13 protein-coding genes are annotated in these 14,787 nt (G+C 46.3%); 2 read left to right on the top strand and 11 right to left on the bottom strand.

Annotation, left to right across the window (positions count from 1 at the left end; translation table 11 throughout):
• The 4 genes from IT233_05530 to IT233_05515 form a co-directional block, all read right to left on the bottom strand.
• Window positions 1-1,026: hypothetical protein (locus IT233_05530; GenBank protein ID MCC7302083.1), on the bottom strand; the 1,026-nt coding region annotated here is incomplete at its 3' end.
• A gap of 86 nt (window positions 1,027-1,112) precedes the next feature.
• On the bottom strand, window positions 1,113-2,177 hold the full coding sequence (locus IT233_05525) for a metallophosphoesterase (protein MCC7302082.1): 1,065 nt from the start codon (window positions 2,175-2,177) through the stop codon (window positions 1,113-1,115).
• Entirely contained in the window at window positions 2,174-4,135 is a 1,962-nt protein-coding gene (locus IT233_05520) for an OmpA family protein (protein ID MCC7302081.1), read from the bottom strand. Before IT233_05520 ends, IT233_05525 begins: the two co-directional genes overlap by 4 nt.
• Window positions 4,136-4,160: 25 nt before the next feature.
• Complete coding sequence (locus IT233_05515; protein MCC7302080.1) at window positions 4,161-4,799, bottom strand: 7-carboxy-7-deazaguanine synthase QueE; 639 nt, start codon at window positions 4,797-4,799, stop codon at window positions 4,161-4,163.
• 82 nt (window positions 4,800-4,881) lie between these two features.
• Here IT233_05515 and IT233_05510 point away from each other — a divergent pair, with 82 nt between their 5' ends.
• Window positions 4,882-6,324: a tetratricopeptide repeat protein gene (locus IT233_05510; protein MCC7302079.1), complete on the top strand. Its 1,443-nt coding sequence runs from the start codon at window positions 4,882-4,884 to the stop codon at window positions 6,322-6,324.
• Here the strand turns inward: IT233_05510 and IT233_05505 are convergent, their stop codons facing one another.
• The 3 genes from IT233_05505 to IT233_05495 are packed head-to-tail and all read right to left on the bottom strand — an operon-like array spanning window position 6,325 to window position 9,724.
• Window positions 6,325-7,200: a bifunctional 5,10-methylene-tetrahydrofolate dehydrogenase/5,10-methylene-tetrahydrofolate cyclohydrolase gene (locus IT233_05505; protein ID MCC7302078.1), complete on the bottom strand. Its 876-nt coding sequence runs from the start codon at window positions 7,198-7,200 to the stop codon at window positions 6,325-6,327.
• Window positions 7,197-8,525: a signal recognition particle protein gene (gene ffh, locus IT233_05500; GenBank protein MCC7302077.1), complete on the bottom strand. Its 1,329-nt coding sequence runs from the start codon at window positions 8,523-8,525 to the stop codon at window positions 7,197-7,199. The genes IT233_05505 and ffh overlap by 4 nt, the downstream gene beginning before the upstream one ends.
• 41 nt (window positions 8,526-8,566) lie before the next feature.
• Complete coding sequence (locus tag IT233_05495; protein MCC7302076.1) at window positions 8,567-9,724, bottom strand: sigma-54-dependent Fis family transcriptional regulator; 1,158 nt, start codon at window positions 9,722-9,724, stop codon at window positions 8,567-8,569.
• Between the two features lie 226 nt (window positions 9,725-9,950).
• On the opposite strand from IT233_05495, the gene IT233_05490 reads away from it, so the two are divergent.
• Window positions 9,951-10,388, top strand: coding sequence for a hypothetical protein (locus IT233_05490; GenBank protein MCC7302075.1), 438 nt, complete (start codon window positions 9,951-9,953; stop codon window positions 10,386-10,388).
• 15 nt (window positions 10,389-10,403) lie between these two features.
• On the opposite strand, the gene IT233_05485 is transcribed toward IT233_05490, so the two are convergent.
• Genes IT233_05485 through dnaJ form a run of 4 tightly spaced genes read right to left on the bottom strand, consistent with a single transcriptional unit; the run spans window position 10,404 to window position 14,780 of the window.
• On the bottom strand, window positions 10,404-11,342 hold the full coding sequence (locus tag IT233_05485) for an exopolyphosphatase (GenBank protein MCC7302074.1): 939 nt from the start codon (window positions 11,340-11,342) through the stop codon (window positions 10,404-10,406).
• Entirely contained in the window at window positions 11,339-12,703 is a 1,365-nt protein-coding gene (locus IT233_05480; GenBank protein MCC7302073.1) for an ABC transporter permease, read from the bottom strand. Before IT233_05480 ends, IT233_05485 begins: the two co-directional genes overlap by 4 nt.
• Window positions 12,700-13,650, bottom strand: a complete 951-nt coding sequence (locus IT233_05475) for an ATP-binding cassette domain-containing protein (GenBank protein MCC7302072.1) — start codon at window positions 13,648-13,650, stop codon at window positions 12,700-12,702. Before IT233_05475 ends, IT233_05480 begins: the two co-directional genes overlap by 4 nt.
• Window positions 13,647-14,780: a molecular chaperone DnaJ gene (gene dnaJ, locus IT233_05470; GenBank protein ID MCC7302071.1), complete on the bottom strand. Its 1,134-nt coding sequence runs from the start codon at window positions 14,778-14,780 to the stop codon at window positions 13,647-13,649. The genes IT233_05475 and dnaJ overlap by 4 nt, the downstream gene beginning before the upstream one ends.
• Between the last annotated feature and the right edge of the window lie 7 nt (window positions 14,781-14,787).

The raw sequence follows: 14,787 nt of genomic DNA, 5'->3' as shown, positions 1-14,787 counted from the left end.
CACCGATGCTGAACCATTACAATTGGAACAGGTGGCCGGAACCATACTCGGAGTAAGCGTTAAACTATTGGGCAAGGGACAGGTTGTACAGGTATTGGTTCGGTAATACAAGCCCATCATCATAAAATTGAAACAGTCACTGGGACCATTATGAGAATACGTGGCGTTCATCTGTCCGGTGGTAACAGTAGTGGCTACCTCTTGCCAGTCGAACATCCCCATGGTATAGGTTGGATTAGGGGCATTGGCCAACACCTGGGAACCCCCGGTGGAGAAGGCAGGCTGAATATCTCCGAAGAGTGCAAAGCCTCTGGCAAAAATGGAATTTCCGCAGGCATTGATCCCACCCATGACCTGTGTATTGGTTCCGCCAATCTGAATACAGCAACCATCGTTGATTACCATATGTCCTTGATAATTTGCAGTGGGATCGGAGAAGATAATCAAAAGGGATGCTCCGTCGGTGTCCTTCTGAGGCGTAGGCGGGTTCGTAGGAAATCCGCTGATAACATAATTTCCGTTTCCGGTAATGGCCGCCGTAACATCTACGCGATAGGAAGTGGTTCCACCATATCCCCAGCATTTGTCGGCTCCTGTTCCAATCACCACGGCAGGATAGGTATTTGAAACCATCGAAGGGTTAACAATAGTAATATTCAGCGGAATTTGCGTGCCACTCATACTGGCGTAGATGTATGCTCGTTCGATGGTGCGACAGGTGGGAATTCCACTTATAGTAAAAGTAGCAGGCTGGTTGGCGCCAACAATTGGAGGATTGCTGGACATACGTTTCCAAAGCACGCGCTCGGCGTGAACGTAATTCAGACCGCATTTGCTCATATTAAAAATCTGGCCCAGCGTACCGTTTCCGTTTTGCGGAGAATTCGGAGTAGTATGAAGAGGAGAATAGAGATGACAGGCTCCGCCATTCATGTTACAATCATTTTCCGTAGTACTCTGGGCAAAAGCAGACGGAAAAGAAAAAGCAAAAAACAGTGCGGTTAAGAATAATCTGAGATAGAGCATCGCGAGGGGCTTAGGTGTCTACTATTAAGACACCTCCCGCGGCATGAAAGTTTCGCTTTTGTCAAAAAAACACAATTAGCTGTATTTCAATTAGTTAAAAACTCGTAAGAAAGAATTTGTGTCCCATCGATCGTTCGAATCACGAGTCGTGTGAAACCCTCGTCCGAATCATTTCTTTCAAGCAATCGCGGATCATGCAGGTAGTGCTTTCTGAATTTGGAATTCTTGCTTCCGCTCCCTGAAATAATCTGTGTCCCCCACTCCATTTTCCAGACCTGAAAATTATGATCATGCCCTGCGACGAGGATATGACTTTTACCGGATTCTTTCAGCAAGCCATTCAGCCGGTCCTTGTAATTTTTATATCCGGGCTGATTAACATTCTGGGAGAGCACCCGATTCGCTCCCATCAATCCAAAGATTTGAAAAGGAGTATAATTAACCATAAAGCGCACCAATTTCATTGGTGCTCCATGCGTCCCTGCGCTGATCAGGGGATGATGTGCTGCAAAGATCAATTGCTCTCCCCGAAGAACCGCGGCAAGTATTTCCGCTTCCAGTGTAGTCCAGAAAAACTCCTCCGTCTCTCTTTTACTTTTACCAGCCAACGTACCAACCTTCTTGTGTGACCGTTTCTGTATAAACCACTGAGAATCGATAATAAATAAGCGGAGGCCCGGAGAAAGCAGCACCGAATGCGGACCCGGCAAAGCTCCGGAGGGCAAATACGCACCATTCACTTTCAGACTGTCACGCAGATAAGCGTTGACCCACTGCTCCTGATTCTGTATCCATACGGCGCCGTTCCGTCGCTGTGCTTTCCAGTCGTGGTTCCCTGGAATCATATACACAGAGCCCCTGTGACCCTTGAGCACCGACAACTGGGCCATCATCTTTTTTTCTTCCGGCGTGATTTTTCCATCTGCGATCTGTTCATTCATTCCATGAGGATAAACATTATCGCCTAAAAAGATTATAGTAGCTGATGTATCTTTTACAATTCGTTTCTTCAGCGCCAGCAGAGCCTTTCCAGGAGCAGTATCATTGCCGGCATCACCCACCAGGTAAATCACCGTGGAATCTATCTGCGAGGATGAAAAGAAGGATGCGGGGAAAAGAAAAAATAAAAGGACGAGGGACGGGGTGTTCATAGTATCCTGTATTCTGTCCGTCGGTTCTGTGCACGTCCTTCCGGTGTATCATTGGTAGTTTTTGGAAGTGTTTCACCAAATCCTTTCCAGGACAACCGAGATTTATCAATTCCTTTTGAAACGAGGTATTGGTATACTGCCTTCGCCCGGTTATCAGACAAAATCAAATTGGATTTGTCGTCGCCCACATTATCGGTATGACCGCGTAACTCAATTTTTACCGTGTTATGCTTTTGCAAAAACTCCGCCAGTTTGTCCAACTCGTATTTACTGGTTGGCTTCAGATCCCATTTGGCAGTTTCAAAAAAAACATTCTTAAGCTCCACAATTTCTCCCGAGGCGTCTTCGGGTTTCACGAGTGGAACATCGACCAAAAAGGGTTTATCCGCCGGTGATTCTTTAAATGAAAAATTCTCCGAATAGAAATTGTAGCCGTCTTTAGACACATTCAGTGCGTAGTTTTTATTGGGCGGCAAAGTAATCAGGAACTGACCGTTCCCAGGGTTGGAATTGGAGCGTACTACCGGCAGACCGGTTTCCAGATCAATAAGTTCGAAAGCTGCATCCAGTGGCTTACCGGTCTTTTTATCATAGACCTTCCCCTTCATATAGGATATCTTCTCCGGCTGCAATGATTTATCGAGTTCAAAAAAATACAGATCCAGGCCGCCGTATCCTCCTTCACGATCGGAAGCGAAATACGCGATTTCGCCGGAACCACCAACCAGAAGGCTGTTCTCATCTGCACAGGTGTTGATAGGATAGCCGAGGTTCACCGCAGGTCCCCAGTTGCCGTCGGGCTGACGCCTGCACATATAAATATCCATCCCGCCCATACCCACTCTTCCGTCGCTGGAAAAATACAAGGTCTGGTTATCAGGATGAATAAATACGGATTCCTCTGTACCAGGGGTATTAACATTAGGACCGAGTTTTTGCGGAGCGCTCCATTTTCCGTTCTCATCAAGTGTACACATATAAATATCGTCCTGGCGCTCATATTCACCTTTGATGCCTTTTGTGAAATACATTGTGCGCCCATCGGAAGAGAATGAGGGCTGGGACTCCCAGTGACCCGAATTGAGCGGCGAGCCAGCATTCTGAGCCTTTACCCACTTCTCTCCGTTTTTCATTGAAAAGAAAATATCGCAACTGCCGAATCCTTTTCGGTTTTCCCCGTATCCCATCATGTCCGGACAAACAACAAAAAAGAGGATATTCCCATCGCTGGAAAGATTCGGTGCTCCTTCATTCATGGTTGGCGTATTGATATTATTTCCGACACTGACAGACGGGGTCCATTTCCCGTTTTCCTTTTTTGAATAGAAAAAATCTTCCTGCATATGGGTACTGTTATCCTCCTTAACGGTACGGATATTTCTGGTAAAAAGGAAGAGCTGATCATCGGCAGTAACAGTGGGAAAATATTCATAATCTTTGGTATTGATCTCGGGTCCCATATTCACGGGTTTAAAAGGAACCGGGTGCTGCATGGCACCGATCGCGAATTCACAGCACTGAATATCCATCTCTACGTAAGGGGCGAATTTGGGATTCTGTTTCGGCATTTGCCTGTATTTCTCATAATTTTTTTTCGCATCCCCGTATTTTCCCACACTCATCTGCAGTCTTGCCAGCGTAAACACGTTCTCTCCATAGCGGAATCCGGGATTCAGTTGAACTGCAGTAGTTAACGCTTCAATAGAGAGATCCGTCTTCTTTTGTTCTGCGTAAACATAACCAAGCATTGTCCAGGCTTCAATAAATTCCGGTACTCTTTCCACCGCTTTCCTGAGCCCGCTTTCCGCGTCACTGAGCCGCTGTTCGTTGTATGCCTTTCTGGCATCCTGGTACAGTTTAAGTGCTTTTTTATCAGACGTGGAGTATTCTCCGGGAGGCTGTGCTTTGCAGGCTATAGCCGGAAAGAGGATGATCAGGAGGAGGAGGTGCTTTAACATATCAATCGAATTCATGGATCGCAGTTCAGGGGATACCGAGATATTTATGGGTTTGTAAAGAGACATTCCACTTCGGGTTTTTAAGAATGAATGATACAATCATAGGCATCGTTTCCTCCCGTTTCGACCATTCCGGCTGCAGGAATAGGTACGCAGCGGAGTTAACCTTTTCGGCCTGTAATTCCGCCCATTCCAGATCATGCCGGTTATGAATAATTACCTTCAATTCGTGTGCCACATCGTACCATTCAGAACGAACTGAAAAAGTTTTTTTCGGAGAAAGGCATATCCAGTCCCATTCACCACTCAGGGAATAAGCACCGGAAGTTTCCAGATGGGTTTTAAGTTTCATTTTACGCAATCCTGCAGTAAGGGGCTCCAAATGCCAGATACAGGGTTCGCCTCCTGTGATCACCGCGGTTTTCGCCGGGCAGGCTGCAGCTCTTTCGATAACCGGGTATATTTCCTGCGGCGGAAAAGCGGCTGGCTCCCAGCTTTCCTTGACGTCGCACCAGTGGCATCCAACATCACACCCGCCGATACGAATAAAATAAGCCGCCTTCCCGGCATGGAAGCCTTCGCCCTGAATGGAATAAAACTCTTCCATAACAGGCAACACCAATCCCTCACTCATCAGGTCATCAGTCTTGATTCGCACGGCCATACTTTATAAAGATAGTGAAATTCGGGAGAGGATTCTGATGGTAATCGTCGGCCAAGTTAAAACAATCGCTAAGTTTACAAGGATGAAGCACCTGTTGCCATTACTACTGTGCATTCTGTATTTTCCACTGACGGCGCAGCAGCCGGAACAAGTGCTGCGAACAGATATTGCAAAAGCGGAGAGTGACACTCAGCGGGTTCATTTACTCTGCAAACTAAGCGATCTTTATACCCATTCGCAGCCCGACAGCGCATTGGCCGTAGCTGAACGTGCGCTCCAGCTGGCTGAACAAACCGGCGACCTCAGGAGTCTGACCAATGCCTATCATTTTAAAGGGCTGGCACTTGATTATCTCAACGACATGAAAGGTGCGCTTCAACATTATCTCAAGGCGCGCGATCTGGCCATACAGCTGGGAGATAAATTATTGGCCGCACGGGAATATAACGGGATAGGAAATATTTACATCGGGATGGGCAAATACACAGAAGCCAACGAGGCGTTGGTTCGTTCACTGAAGATATTTGAAGATGTAAAAAGTGATCAGCGCTTTCTCCCCCTCGTTAACCTGGGGAACATATATTACTACCAGAAAAATCTTTCTAAAGCGGTGGAATACTGGGAGCAGGCCGTGCCTCTGCTGAAACAGATTAATAACAACTACTACCTGGGTATTCTGCTTGCCAATCTAGCCGTTGGGTTGGAAAATACCGGTAAATACAGAGAGAGCCAACGCTACCTGTGGGATGCCATAGGTATACACTCAAAACTAGGAGACAGTATTGGTTTAGCCGTTGCATACACCAACCTGTCCACCTGTTATCTGAAACTGGGCATGAAAGACTCCGCATTATATTTTATCCGGAAAGGCATCAGTATCTGCGAGAAAACCGGAAACATGAAAGAGTTGGGCGGTTTTTACAATAATCTTGCGGATATACTTGCCGACGACGGCAGGCACGACGAGGCAATGAAATATTACCGGATTTCAATGCACCTGCACGACAGCCTGAATATTCCGGATGCCAAACTTTACAATCTGAAAGGAATGGCCCGTGTATACGGCCTTAAGGGTGATTTTAAAAACGCTTATTCCTATATGTCACGTTACGCCGAATTACGAGACACACTTATCACGAAAGAATCCCAGTCATTGGTAGAAGAGATGAACGCGAAATATGAGAACGACAAGAAAGAGCTTGAAATTGAAAGACTCGCGAATCAGAAGCTGCTGGACGATGAAAAACTGGCAAAAGAACGATACTTCCGGATATTTCTCATCGTAATAATTGTCCTGGTGGTAGGAATGGCCGTGGTGGCGTTGCGTGGATTTTTGAGGAAACGGAAGGATAATCAGGAACTGGCCAGGCAAAAGAAGGAGATTGAATTGGCCAAAATGATCATTGAAGAAAAGAACAAGGACATTACCGACAGCATTCTTTATGCCCGCCGTATTCAGCAGGGTCTTATGCCTTCTGAAAAAATGGTAGAAAGGATGCTGAACAGGAGTGGGAAGAAGACCTGATCAGTTTTTTAATTTATAACTCAGCAGCGTATTCATCAGCAGGCTGGCAATGGTCATAGGACCGACACCACCCGGAACGGGAGTGATAAAAGAGCATTTGGGAGCTACCCCGTGATAATCCACATCTCCTTTCAGGGCGAATCCGCTTTTCTTGGATGCGTCAGCGATTCGGGTTATTCCCACATCAATTACTACCGCGCCCTCCTTCACCATGTCCGCTTTCAGGAACTCCGGCTTCCCCAGTGCTGCGATGATAATATCGCCCTGCAGGCAAATATCTTTCAGATTCCTGGTTTTAGAATGTGTGATTGTTACAGTACAGTTTCCGGGATATCCGTTTCTTGACATAAGAATACTCATGGGTGATCCCACAATATGGCTTCTGCCGATCACCACACAATGTTTTCCTTCCGTAGGAACTTTATAACGCTCCAGCAACTGAAGAATGCCGTAAGGGGTGGCTGGTAAAAAGGTCGGAAGGTTGAGTGCCATTTTTCCAACACTTTCCGCATGAAAACCATCAACATCCTTAGAGGGTGCCACTGTTTCAATAACTTTCTTTTCAGAAATATGCCTGGGAAGCGGCAGCTGCACAATAAAACCGTCCAGTGATTCATCCACATTCAGCTCACGAATTTTATTCAGCAATTCAGCTTCGGTGGTACTGGCCGGAAGGCGAATAAGGGTTGAGCGGAAACCTACTTTTTCGCAGGTAGCAACTTTGGATGTAACATAGGTCTCACTGGCTCCGTCATTACCTACCAGAATAGCAGCCAGGTGCGGAGGACGCTTCCCTGTCTCTGTTATCTTTTTCACCTCTGCAGCAATTTCCTGCTGAATGTCCTGGGATGTTTTCTTTCCGTCGAGTATGGTCATCGTCTGGGCATATTACGCATCATTTTTGCCATCTGATCTTTATTGCTCATCATGCGCATCATTTTACGTGTATCTTCAAATTGTTTGAGCAATTTATTTACTTCCTGAATGCTTCTGCCGCTGCCACGGGAGATTCGGGTTTTTCGTGAGCCATTGATCACATCCGGATTTTCCCTCTCCTTCGGGGTCATCGAATGAATGATCGCTTCGATATGCTTGAAGGCATCATCGTTTATTTCTACATCCTTCAACGCTTTTCCTACGCCGGGGATCATGCTCACCAAATCTTTCATGTTCCCCATTTTCTTTATCTGTTGTAACTGGGAAAGAAAATCATTGAATGAGAACTGGTTTTTGGCAATCTTCTTCTGTAGCTTTCTTGCTTCTTCGGCATTGTACTGCTCCTGTGCCTTTTCCACCAGAGTAACAATATCGCCCATCCCAAGAATACGATCGGCCATACGCTCAGGATAGAAAACATCCAGCGCATCCATCTTCTCCCCTGTTCCAACAAATTTGATGGGTTTATTTACGACACTCTTAATACTCAGAGCCGCTCCGCCTCGCGTATCACCATCCATCTTTGTAAGCACCACTCCACTGAAATCCAGACGGTCATTAAACGCTTTAGCCGTATTTACCGCATCCTGTCCGGTCATTGCATCCACCACAAAGAGAATTTCGTCCGGCTTTAGCGCGCGTTTCAGCTCTGCAATTTCGTTCATCATTTCCTCATCTACAGCCAACCGGCCGGCGGTATCAATGATAACAACCGTATGCTGATTGTCCATCGCCTGCTGTACACCCCTCTTTGCGATACTCACCGGGTCCTTGCTCTCCCGATCAGAAAACACAGGAATCTCCAGTTGCTCTCCGAGAACATGTAATTGATCAATAGCGGCGGGACGGTAAACGTCGCAGGCCACAAGAAGAGGATTTCGTCCCTTCTTTGATTTTAAATACTGTGCGAGTTTACCTGAGAACGTTGTTTTACCAGAGCCCTGCAACCCGCTCATCAGGATCACGGAAGGAGAATGAGTGAGGTTGATATCGCTTTTCTGGCCACCCATCAGCGCCGTAAGTTCATCATGGGTGATCTTGGTAAGCAACTGTCCGGGTGAAACGGCAGTCAGTACCTGTTGCCCCAGTGCCTTTTCTTTAACAGTGTCTGTAAATGTCTTGGCTACTTTATAATTAACGTCTGCATCCAGAAGGGCTTTGCGGATCTCCTTCAGCGTTTCAGAAACGTTGACCTCGCTGATCTTCCCCTGACCTTTTAAAACCTTGAAGGCCCTTTCTAATTTATCACTTAAACTTTCAAACATAAGAGCAATTATATATTGTCGGGCCGAGAAGCATCAAGGCCTCACTTTTTTACATACTGCTGAACATCCTTGTCGCTGATTTGCTTGTCACACAGAATCAGCAAGCGTTCAACAACATTTCGCAGTTCTCTGATATTACCGGTCCAGTTCAGTTTTTGTAGTTCCCTGATACATTCTTTGGTGAAGGTCTTGGGTTGCATACCCTGCTCATCTACGATGATGCGTGAGAAGTGCTCCACCAACAGAGGAATATCATCACGCCGGTCGTTCAGGGAAGGAACGTGAATCAGAATCACTGATAATCGATGATACAGGTCTTCTCTGAATCTACCTTCTTTAATCTCCTTCTGCAGATCTTTGTTTGTTGCTGCGATGACGCGCACATTCACTTTAATTTCTTTATCGCCCCCCACCCGTGTTATTTTATTTTCCTGTAAGGCGCGCAAAACTTTTGCCTGTGCGGAGAGCGACATATCTCCGATTTCATCCAGGAACAAGGTGCCACCTTCAGCCACTTCAAACTTTCCCTTGCGTTGAGCTACTGCAGATGTAAAAGCTCCCTTTTCATGACCAAACAGTTCAGATTCTATAAGTTCTGAAGGTATGGCGGCGCAATTCACTTCCACCATTGGTCCGTTGGAACGGTTTGACTTTTCATGAATCCAGCGCGCTACCAACTCCTTGCCTGTTCCATTCTCTCCGGTGATTAATACACGGGCGTCGGTAGGTGCAACACGTTCGATCATTTCCTTGATCTGCGCAATTCCTTTTGAATCGCCGATCATATCGAATGTTTTGCTGATTTTCTTCTTGAGGGTTTTAGTCTCCGTAACAAGGGAACTTTTATCCATCGCATTACGGATAGTCACCAGCAGGCGATTCAGGTCCAAAGGCTTTTGAATAAAATCGTAAGCCCCGATTTTCACCGACTCAACAGCCGTTTCAATATTCCCGTGTCCGGAGATCATGACTACGGGTGTGTCGGGATTAGAAGTCATGAGCTTTTCAAGCACTTCCATTCCATCCATTTTCGGCATTTTGATGTCGCAGAGCACGATATCAAACTTTTCCTTTTGAGCCAGGGTCAATCCCTCCAGACCATCCTGCGCTTCATCAACCTTAAAGTTCTCGTACTCAAGTATTTCCCTGAGTGTTTTCCGGATACTTTTTTCGTCGTCAATGATGAGAATTCGAGGCATTCCGCTTGATTAGTGAAGGGTAAAAGTAAGAAAAAAGTGGGCAGGTGGGTGCGTCTCCAGGTAAGTGGGCGGCAGTTCCTTCATAGCCAAATAATTGAGGCAAAGCAGGGTGGAATGGCGGTAAGGTATGTACCTGCTGCCCGCGGATAAAATACATACCGGCCGGCGAATAAGCTTAACGTCACCGATTTTGCATATCCATGCGTTGAAATCGTACATTCGGGAAATGAAAAAGCTATTCTTATACTCCATAGGCGGACTTCTCCTGTTCGCTTTCACACAAAAAGCTATTGACCCACATAACCTTGTTGGCTTATGGAAAATGGACAAGCACACCTACATCATCAAGGAGATGGTGAAGGGAAAGGACAAAGATGTGGAGCATGAATGTGATTTTGGGATACATCTTCCCATGCTTCAGATCAGCAAGGACAGTACTTATTCCATCAAACTTAAGGGGAAGGTTATTGAGATGGGCAAATGGACTTTTCGCGGCACTTCCACGCTAAAATTTTACGATTGCAAAGATATGCCTGATGATCCGGCGGTAACCATTGATCCCAGGGAGATGGAGGTACTCAAAGCCTCTTCCTCCGAACTCCGGCTGAAAGAATACCAATGCAGCCAGAAATTCATTGGAACAAGTGTGTATAAAAAATTATAGCCTTCGGACAAGGCATCAGATCCTAACCGGCTTAAAAATCATCCGGCCTGTGTCAATTCCGTCCTTCAGACTATGAGTAGTCATACGGAATTGGCGCAGGTTACATTTTTTTAAAATGTACCTCGTGAAGAATGCCGCCGGCACAATGGCGTCTACGCGGAAAGACTCCAGTCCTTTCATTTTTTCGCGCTCGGCATGTTTTGAACTCCGCAGTTGTTCCTCCAGAAGCATGAACTTTTTAATGTCAATGTCGCAGTAGGAATTCTTCCCGGCAACATCAGAAAACTTATCTGCGTTATTCAGAATAAGCACAAAGGATTCAAATGATCCGGCTGCGCCGATGAGTACTTTCGGCTTGTGAAGGGCAATGGCCGTTTCCAGATTTTTCAGGAAAGCGTCAAAGTGGGCAGTCAGTTTTTCCTGTACGGTCTCATTGAACGGATCCTTGATCTTAAATTTTTCCATTAGCCGTTGCATCCCGAGATCAACACTCTCCTTCCAGAATACCTCCTTACTGTTGGCAATAATAAATTCATTACTTCCTCCGCCGATGTCCAGAATAAGAACGGGCTCCTCTCCTATTTCAATCCCGGCCTTCACTCCGCGGTAGATGAATTCCGCTTCTTTGAAACCCGGAATGATTGTAATTTCCAATCCGGTTAGCTTTTTTGCCTCAGCAATAAATTTTGCTGCATTCTTGGCGGTTCGAAGTGCGGAGGTACCATAGGCAACCCAGTTCTGTACTCCTCTTGCTTTTCCAATGTCCTTGAATTGTTTCAGTGCAGAAATCCCCCGCTCAAAGGCGGCCGGTTGAATATTCTTCTTTTCCATCCCACCTTCCCCCAGCCTCACCGGTATCTTTGTCTTGAACAGACGTTTCTGCTCTTCCCTGTTCGATTCAACAATCAACAGATTAAAAGTATTGGTACCCAGATCAATAATGCCGACGATCATCCTTTATAAAATAACCATTTACCTAATTCCTTCCACGTTGTTTTCTTTCCGTACATGAGAATTCCAGTGCGATAAATTCTTCCGGCCAGCCAGGTAGTAAATACAAATGCAATGACCAGAAGGAACATGGACAAAGCCAGTTCCCATCCGGGAACCCCGAAGGGCAGGCGAACCATCATAACAACCGGGGAGGTAAGGGGGAATATAGAAAGCCAAAAACCAACTGATCCCTCGGGGTTCTGCATCACGAATTGTGCTGCCATAAATCCCATGATTAGCGGAATGGAAACCGGCAGCATAAATTGCTGCGTATCTGTTTCACTGTCAACCGCGCTGCCAAAGGCCGCGAAAAATGCGCCATACAACAAATATCCGCCAAGAAAATAGAACAGGAATGACACTACGAGCAAAGGAATATTTTGATTCGCAAGCGCACTGTAGATATTTGCAATGGTATTTTTTGGATCATCCCTTCTTTCCGGTGTCAGATCCAGCGCGTTTACATTGGCACCCATTTTAATAATCTCCTGCTTTGGCTGCACCTGCTGAAGAACCAGGTCGGGATTGTCGGCAATCATTCCGCCCGTAAAAGAAACAAGTATTCCTGTAAGTGCTCCCCATAACAACAGTTGCGTGAGACCAACCAGTGAAACGCCAATGATCTTTCCAAGCATCAGTTGAAAAGGTTTTACGGAACTTACTATGACCTCTACAATCCTGTTCGTTTTCTCCTCGATCACTCCCCGCATTACCTGAACCCCATATAGAAAAATGAACATATATATCAGGATCGCGCTTCCGAAACCGATGAACATATTCACTTCGGAGCTGATTGTCTTCTCATTACCCTGCTCGTCGATCTTCTGGGTTACCATTCGTACGGGCTTTCGTGCATTAGCTACTTTTTGGGGATCAATACTGTCCTGTTCAAGAAGAAAATTATACAGTACATTTTCCAGATTAGATCGGATCGTACCCTCAATAATGATTCCGGGCTGCTTTTTGTAATACATATTCACATGACCCGTTAGCACCCCTTGTCCGGGCGGGATCCACAGAAAAGCGGTATAATCAGAAGCGTAGAGGAGCTTTTTACCTTCGTTTTCCGACAATCCTTCAACATAATCGTAATGCACGTACGATGTGTTTTTAAAATCTTCCTTTGAGTAGATGGGGCTTTCGTTGACAACCGCCACCCTGCTTACCGAGGTATCCTGAAGCGCAAAATAAATGATCAGTCCGAAAAGCCCGGTGATCAGAATCGGTGGCAGGAAAGACATAATCCAGAATGACTTTTTCAGCACGCGTGAAAAATATTCCCGCTGAATAATGATTCCGATCTTATTTTTAGCTCTGCTCATTCGGTGAAAGCTGAGTGACTACCTGCGTTTCCGTCGGTGACACACTTAATAAAAATATCATTCATGTTGGGAATCACTTCGTGAAGCGCATGGATTTTTGCGAAAGGCAGGATCGCGTTCAACAGATCATTGGGTGTATGATCATTACGGAGCCGGATCTTAGCCTTTTTAAGTTCTGCGTCTTCGGATTTTTCCATCAATTCCGCTCCCGACCACAGGGCGTTCGCAAACCCGATCCAGTTGCCTGTAAACTCCACTTCGTACACATTCATCCTGTATTTATTTTTGATTTCCCTGACAGAACCTTCCAGGATTTTTTTTGACCGGTTAATCAGTGCAATCTGATCACAAAGTTCCTCGACACTTCCCATATTGTGTGTAGAAAAAATCACCGTAGCGCCCTTCCGCTGCAGCTCCATGATCTCATTCCTGATCAGGGAAGCGTTGATGGGATCAAAACCAGAAAATGGCTCGTCGAGAATCAGAAGCTTAGGCTCGTGAAGCACGGTCACAATAAACTGAACCTTTTGCGCCATTCCTTTTGACAGTTCCTCTACCTTTTTATGCCACCAGCCGGTTATTTCAAATTTCTCGAACCAGTACTGAAGCCGGTTCATTGCTTCCTTCCGGCTGAGCCCTTTCAACCTGGCCAGGTACAACAATTGCTCTCCCACTTTCATTTTCTTATACAGGCCGCGTTCTTCCGGCAGGTAGCCGATCTGTTCGCCGTGGCCGGGATTTAGCCTTTCGCCCTTAAAAAGTACCACACCCGAGTCGGGTCCGGTAATCTGATTGATAATCCGGATTAGTGTTGTTTTTCCTGCACCATTAGGGCCCAGCAGGCCGTAAATGCTCCCTTCCGGCACAGAAATACTTATATCATCCAGGGCGGTATGCCCGGCAAATCGTTTCACAACGTTCTCGGTGGAAATAATCGGGGTGCTCATTCAAAGTACTCCCTCATCCGATCGAAAAAGCTTCTTTCGTTTTTGGCGGGATCGGGTTTGAAGTTCTTGGAATCCTTCAGTTTTTCCATTATCTTTTTTTCCTCTGCAGACAAATGTGCAGGAGTATAAATATTCACACTGACCAACAAGTCTCCTTTGCCATAGCCGTTGATATCCGGAATACCTTTGCCTTTCAGGCGAAGCACTTTTCCTCCTTGTGTGCCCGGTTCTACTTTAATCTTCGCCTTTCCGTCAAGGGTGGGAATTTCGCAGGAAGTTCCGAGCGCGGCGTCCGGAATGCTGATATGAAGATCATAAAGGAGATGATTGCCTTCCCGCACGAGGTGTTCATGTTCCTGCTCTTCGATCACTACGATCAGATCGCCGTTCACACCGCCGCGTGCCGCGGCATTTCCCTTTCCACCAACAGAAAGTTGCATCCCCTCCCCTACTCCGGCAGGAATATTAATGCTGATCACCTCCTCACCTCTGATAATACCATCACTGTGACATTTCGTACATCGGTCTTTGATCGTTTGACCTTCTCCTCCACAATCCGGACAGGTGGTGGTCGTTTGCATTCGGCCCAGGAAGGTGCTAGTCACGCGCATCACAACTCCGGAACCTTTGCACGTTCCACAGGAATTAAATCCGGATCCCGCCTTGGCACCTGTGCCTTTACAGGGCTCGCAGGCAACATATTTGTTGACTTTAATCTTTTTTTCGACCCCCGAAGCAATCTCTTCAAGCGTTAATTTAACCTTTATACGCAGGTTTGAACCCCGGTTCACGCGTCGTCCGCCCCCTCCGCCGAAACCAAAATGCCCACCGAAAATATCTCCGAACTGTGAGAAAATATCATCCATGTTCATTCCGCCACCATAGCCGTGCGCTCCTCCGTTCCCACCCATTCCGGCATGCCCGAACTGATCGTAGCGTGATTTTTTATCCGCGTTGCTCAGCACATCATACGCTTCCGCTGCTTCCTTGAACTTCTCTTCCGCATCCTTGTTGCCGGGATTCTTATCCGGATGGAATTCAATGGCCTTTTTCCGATACGCTTTTTTAATTTCGTCGGAAGTGGCTCCTTTCGGAACACCTAAAACATCGTAGAAATCTCTTTTACTCATAGATTCA

The sequence above is a fragment of the Bacteroidia bacterium genome, assembly GCA_020852255.1.
In the GTDB taxonomy this organism is placed as follows: domain Bacteria; phylum Bacteroidota; class Bacteroidia; order JADZBD01; family JADZBD01; genus JADZBD01.
Note: the sequence above shows the minus strand (reverse complement) of the source record. Positions and strands in the feature narration are given on the sequence as shown.